Raw genomic sequence first — 6,391 nt, forward strand, 5'->3', positions numbered from 1 at the left:
AAGGAGGGAGTATGCAGAAAAAACTGCTCGTATGGTTATTGCCAGTTTTATTTGGATGGCAGGTGGTCGATAGTACAGAAATACCATTTGAACTCACAGCGCAAGAAGAATACGAATTGACTCATACTATCTATGACCAGTATTTTCAAACTATCCCTCAAAACCCAAATGTTTTTCAAACTGAGAATCTTTATTCGGATGAAGAACTGACTATAGCAGGTGGACAATTACAGCCGAACCAACATTTTTCTATTACGGATGTTCTAGTCAATAGTAAAAAAGAATTGGTTTTCCAAATAGATGACAAGGGTTACATTCTTGCAAGTAGGCATCTACTATTTGATGATGTAATTGTTACAGAAACTACTGTTGAGCAAACTTATTGGACAAAAAAAGGTTTCACATTGTTAACCTCACCAATTGCTAACGAAGCTACGGAAATAAAAAATGATTTACAACCCTATCAAGCTGTTATGGTTTCTAAAATTGTAACAACTTCCCTAGGTGAGTTTGCCTATGTTACAGATAAAGGTTGGATTGCAGTAAATAATCTTTCTAAAACGGATAATAGAGTAGAAGCTGTTCAAGAGTTGTTGACTAACAAATATTCCAAAGATACTATTGGTATATATGTGAAACAATTGTCAACAGGTCAAACTGCAGGTGTAAATCAAGAGAAACTATTCTATTCTGCCAGCATTGCTAAACTACCAATTCTTTATTACGTTCAAGAGCAACTGAATGCTGGGTATATTGATTTGACTACTAAAGTGAAATATACAGCCGAATCTATGTCCTTCCCAGGAGCTTATGTTGCTGGAGGAAGTGGTTCACTGTCAAAAACTCCTGACAACAAAGATTATTCAGTGGAAGAATTGATCAATAAGACTGCTAAAGAGTCAGACAATGTAGCTAGTAATTTACTTTCTTATTATGCAGCTAATAAATTCGATTCCAATTTTTATCAAGTAATAACTGCTAAAACAGGTAGTGAGTGGAGTATGGTTACACGTGAAACTTCAGCTGAGATCGCAGGGAAAATGATGGAAGCCTTATATATTCAAAATGGCTATGTGCTAGAAAGTTTGTTATCTACTCAATTTGATAATCAACGTATTTCGAAAGACATCTCAGTTCCAGTTGCTCATAAAATTGGCGATGCAGATGATGTCAAACACGATGTAGCGATTGTTTACGCAGGCTCTCCTTTTGTTTTATCTATTTTTACAGATAAATCAAATTATGATGAGATTACACAAATTGCAAATGATATTTACGGGATTTTAAAGTAAATGAAAGATAGATTTTTAAAAGTGACACAGGATGGTCACTTTTTTGATAAACATAAGAAAGTACTAGTAGCCGTATCCGGTGGGGTAGATTCTATGAACCTATTCCATCTTTTATACGAATGCAAACAAGTGTTAGGGATTGAACTTGGAATTGCCCATATTAATCATGGACAGAGGGAAGAATCTGTCATCGAGGAAAAATATCTTAAACAGTTAGCAGAAGAAAGCAATGTTCCCTTTTATCTGTCCTATTTTGAAGGTGTTTTTTCAGAAGAAGCGGCGCGAAAATGGCGTTATGGATTTTTTGCTACAATCATGGAGAAGGAAGGCTACACTGCACTAGTGACAGCCCACCATACAGATGATCAAGCAGAAACTGTCTTTATGCGATTGATTAGAGGAGGGCGTTTGCGTCACTTATCAGCAATTCAACCGACTCAGCCTTTTGCAACAGGAGAACTTATTCGACCACTTTTATCTTTTAAAAAGGCAGATTTTGATAAGCTATTTCATTTTGAAGATTGCAGTAATGCAGATTTCAAATATTTTCGAAATAGAGTCAGAAATGACTATTTACCAAAGTTAAAACAGGAAAATCCTAAAATCGAACTTGCTCTCAATAATCTTGCAGTTGATACAAATAATCTATTTCAAGCGCTAAGAGATTTGACACAGGATTTATCCGTTACAGATGTGATGAGTTTTCAACAACAGACACCTGCGGTACAAAGTTATCTATTAGAGGAATATTTGGAAAAATTTCCTGATTTACAGCTCTCTCGTCCACAATTTAATGAAGTATTACACATCTTGCGTTCAAAAGCCAACTACTATCATTTATTGAAAAATGATTACATGTTAGAGAAGGATTATCATCGTTTTCAAATTTATAAAATAGGACCAGAGACGGATAGTCAACCAGAAAAAATCATGATAAAATCAGAGGGTATTTTTTCTTACGGTTCATATATTTTTTCTCTCAATCATCCTTTGGTAGAAGCGGATAGTATTTTATATTTTCCTACAGAAAATCCAATTGTAGTAAGGAGAAGGCAGGCTGGGGACACCATTTTAATAAACGGAGTAAATAAAAAACTCCGCCGTTGGTTTATTGATAATAAAATCTCACAGAAAGCTCGACAAAATGCGCTTATTATCGAGCAGGATGGAGAAATTTATGGAATTACGAATCTTGTTAGCAGTGATTTGAGTAAATCAGTAAAAAATGATATAATCAAAGCTACCTTATATATAAAAATGAAAGAGTAGAACAACTATGTTGGACAAAGATATTAAGAAAATTCTTGTTTCAGAAGAAGAAATCGTTGCAAAATGCAAAGAACTCGGTCAAATTCTAGCAACAGACTATGCAGATAAGAATCCTATTCTTGTAGGAATTTTAAAAGGTTCTATCCCATTTATGGCAGAATTAATGAAACATATTGATGCCCATGTAGAAACAGATTATATGGTTGTTTCTAGCTACCATGGTGGTACTGAGAGTTGTGGTACCGTTAAGATTATCAAGGATTTGGACAATAGTGTTGCAGGTCGACATATCATCTTTATAGAGGATATTATTGACACTGGTCGCACATTAAAAGAATTGAAAGAACTCTTTGCTTTGCGTCAGGCAGCTTCTATTAAAATTGCCACTCTTCTTGATAAACCAGAAGGTCGTGTTGTTGAAATCGAGCCAGACTACACTTGCTTTACTATTCCAAATGAATTTGTAGTTGGATTTGGCTTAGATTATGATGAAAATTATCGTAATCTTCCTTATGTTGGTGTACTCAAAGAGGAAGTTTACACAAAATAGAAAAAGGTCTCCTACTATATTATGAACAATCAACCAAATAAAGGATTTATAAAAAATCCTTTTCTCATTATTCTCGTTATTGCCACTATTGTTACAGCCTTTCAATTTTTTAGCGCTGGTCAGCAAGTAGCAACTCAAGAAATCAGTTATTCACAAGTAGTAACTGAATTGAAAAATAATAATGTATCTGAAATTACTTATCAACCAAATTCAAGTGTTATTGAAATTACTGGTAAGTACAAAACAGAACAGGAAGCTAAAGATGAGTTAGCTTCATCTATTAAGTTATTCCAAGTTTCTAGCAAAGTTAAGTATAAAAACTTTAAGTCACTAATTTTACCGTCAGAAACGAATTTGTCAGAGCTACAAGCTCTTGCAAATGAAAATGGAGTAAAGGTTACTATTAAACCTGAAAGTTCAAATGGACTTTGGTTAAATATTGTCTTTAATTTGTTACCGCTTATCATTGCTGGTGTATTCTTTATGATGATGATGAACCAGGGTGGCGGTGGAGCACGTGGTGCAATGAACTTTGGACGGAATAAAGCTAAAGCTTTGGAACAAAGTAACATCAAGGTACGTTTCTCAGATGTAGCAGGTGCAGAGGAAGAAAAACAAGAATTAGTTGAAGTTGTTGAATTTTTGAAGGATCCAAAACGCTTTACTAAACTTGGAGCACGTATTCCAGCAGGTGTGCTACTAGAGGGTCCTCCAGGAACAGGTAAAACCTTGCTTGCCAAAGCAGTAGCGGGTGAAGCGGGTGTGCCATTCTTCTCTATTTCTGGTTCAGATTTTGTTGAAATGTTTGTTGGTGTCGGTGCCAGTCGTGTTCGTTCATTATTTGAAGATGCAAAAAAAGCAGCACCAGCCATTATTTTCATCGATGAAATCGATGCTGTCGGTCGCCAACGTGGTGTCGGCATGGGTGGCGGTAACGATGAACGTGAACAAACCCTCAACCAACTCTTAATTGAAATGGATGGTTTTGAAGGGAACGAAGGGATCATTGTCATTGCCGCAACCAACCGTAGTGATGTTTTAGACCCTGCCCTTCTTCGTCCAGGTCGTTTTGACCGTAAAGTATTGGTTGGTCGTCCGGATGTTAAAGGACGTGAAGCAATCCTTAAAGTTCATGCGAAGAATAAACCACTAGCAGCAGATGTAGATTTGAAATTAGTAGCACAACAAACACCAGGATTTGTTGGTGCAGATTTAGAGAATGTTCTTAACGAAGCAGCCCTTGTAGCAGCACGTCGAAACAAGACTGTCATTGATGCTTCAGATATTGACGAAGCAGAAGATCGTGTAATTGCAGGTCCATCTAAGAAAGACCGTCAAGTTTCAGCTAAAGAACGCGAAATCGTTGCCTACCATGAAGCAGGTCATACAATTGTTGGTCTCGTACTATCAAATGCACGTGAAGTTCACAAAGTAACAATTGTTCCCCGCGGTCGCGCAGGTGGATACATGATTGCCCTCCCTAAAGAAGATCAAATGCTTCTATCTAAAGAAGATATGAAGGAGCAATTGGCTGGTCTTATGGGTGGTCGTGTTGCGGAAGAAATTATTTTCAATACCCAAACAACCGGTGCCTCAAATGACTTTGAACAAGCTACACAGATGGCGCGTGCTATGGTTGCAGAATATGGTATGAGTGAAAAAATGGGACCAATGCAGTATGAAGGCAGTCATGCAATGTTTGGTGGACAAACAACTCAAAAACATATTTCTGAGCAAACTGCATATGAGTTAGATAATGAAGTAAGAGATTTGCTAAATGAGGCTCGAAATAAAGCTGCAGATATTATTCAATCAAACCGTGATACACACAAACTGATTGCAGAAGCACTTCTCAAATATGAAACTCTTGATAGTGTTCAAATTAAATCTCTGTATGAAACAGGCAAAATGCCAGAGAATATTGAACACGATGACGAAGATGTTCATCCCCTTTCTTATGAAGAAGTAAAAGAGAAAATTAATACGAAAGAGTAGCATAAAAATAGTCTGGGCAAGACATTCCATAACGGATTTCCCCGCACTCTCAACCACTAAAATAACCACAAAGCCTTCGCTAAGTACATAATCTTGGCGAGGGCTTTTTTACATGATACATATCAGAAACAGGGTATTTACAAGAAAAACGAATCAATAGTTATTTATCACAATCTTAGAACTATACCAAATAACACCCTTCTGGAGCAGAAAGCAATGTTTGCCATAGAGTATCAATAGCAAATGTACTTTAAAAAAAGAAAAATCAAATAAAGTATGAAGCTAGACAAAAATGTCCTGTAGAAAGGCAGCACTTTTCGATAAACTTAAACCATCAACAAAAGGAGATTAAGTAATGGACTTCGAAAAAGTGTACGCAAGCGTCAAAGGTATTGTAAACAAGGCTCGAAAAGAGTTTTACATTAAACTATGGGATCGAGATGATTGGGAACAAGAAGGAATGATGACCTTGTTTGAATTGTTGGAAGATCAACCGTGGCTAGTTGATGAACAAGTTCAATTATATTGTTATTTCAAAGTCAAGTTCAGAAATCGAATCAAGGATCGTATCCGCAAACAGGAAAGTCAAAAACGCAAGTTTGACCGTATGCCACATGAAGATATTCACGAATTATCTCACGCAATACAATCACCGGGATTGATAAACGATGAACTATTAATGTTGAGAGGTGCCTTGAGAGATTATCGAAAAAATCTGAGCAATGATCAACTTGATAAATACGAAAAATTAATTAGCGGACAATGTTTTAATGGTCGCCGTGAAATGATACGTGATTTACAAATTCATTTGAAAGACTTTCGCTAAAGCTAGTCACTAACATTATGTTAATCGAATCAAGAAATTGGGCAGAAGTATTATAAAAAGTTCTGTTCAGTTTCTTTTTATCTAGGTTATAGCAAAGAGAAGAAGGAATAGGAGAGGAGTGACTAAATGTGATACTCAGCCAATAGTAACTTAAGTGCCTGATTGACTGATTCAGCGGCATTATTTGGAATTAACCTTATGCTTTAGTATCTACATAGAACTTTCAGTGTAAAAAATCCCAAAAAACCGGTTGACAATGTGTATAAGTCATGATAGAATAATTGAGTTGTCTCTTGAGAGGCTAGTCAATAGCGGAATGAAAAAAAGTTTCAAAAAAGTGTTGACAAGTCCATCAGAAGATGATAGAATAATTGAGTTGTCTCTTGAGGAACTAGTCAACAGCGAAACGAAAAAAAGTTTCAAAAAAGTGTTGACAAAGTTTCTAAGAAATGATAAACT

5 protein-coding genes are annotated in these 6,391 nt (G+C 36.1%); all 5 read left to right on the plus strand.

Features of this window, described 5'->3' with window-relative positions; genetic code table 11:
* Nucleotides 1–11 precede the first annotated feature (11 nt).
* The 5 genes from ODU45_RS04605 (at nucleotide 12) to ODU45_RS04625 (ending at nucleotide 5,932) form a co-directional block, all read left to right on the plus strand.
* Nucleotides 12–1,292, plus strand: coding sequence for a serine hydrolase (locus ODU45_RS04605; RefSeq protein ID WP_136671721.1), 1,281 nt, complete (start codon nucleotides 12–14; stop codon nucleotides 1,290–1,292).
* Entirely contained in the window at nucleotides 1,293–2,561 is a 1,269-nt protein-coding gene (tilS, locus tag ODU45_RS04610) for a tRNA lysidine(34) synthetase TilS (protein ID WP_136670982.1), read from the plus strand.
* 7 nt (nucleotides 2,562–2,568) lie between these two features.
* Nucleotides 2,569–3,111 (plus strand): hypoxanthine phosphoribosyltransferase, encoded by a 543-nt coding sequence (gene hpt / locus ODU45_RS04615; protein WP_105095262.1) that lies wholly within the window; start codon nucleotides 2,569–2,571, stop codon nucleotides 3,109–3,111.
* 21 nt (nucleotides 3,112–3,132) lie between these two features.
* The gene (gene ftsH, locus ODU45_RS04620; protein WP_044678570.1) at nucleotides 3,133–5,106 is read left to right on the plus strand and encodes an ATP-dependent zinc metalloprotease FtsH; all 1,974 of its coding nucleotides are present in this window, start codon (nucleotides 3,133–3,135) and stop codon (nucleotides 5,104–5,106) included.
* Between the two features lie 355 nt (nucleotides 5,107–5,461).
* A complete protein-coding gene (locus tag ODU45_RS04625) occupies nucleotides 5,462–5,932 on the plus strand; it encodes a sigma-70 family RNA polymerase sigma factor (RefSeq protein WP_053867433.1) in 471 nt (156 codons plus the stop codon).
* The last annotated feature ends 459 nt before the right edge of the window (nucleotides 5,933–6,391 follow it).

The organism is Streptococcus sp. 2022WUSS135, from assembly GCF_044427045.1.
In the GTDB taxonomy this organism is placed as follows: Bacteria; Bacillota; Bacilli; order Lactobacillales; family Streptococcaceae; genus Streptococcus; species Streptococcus hashimotonensis.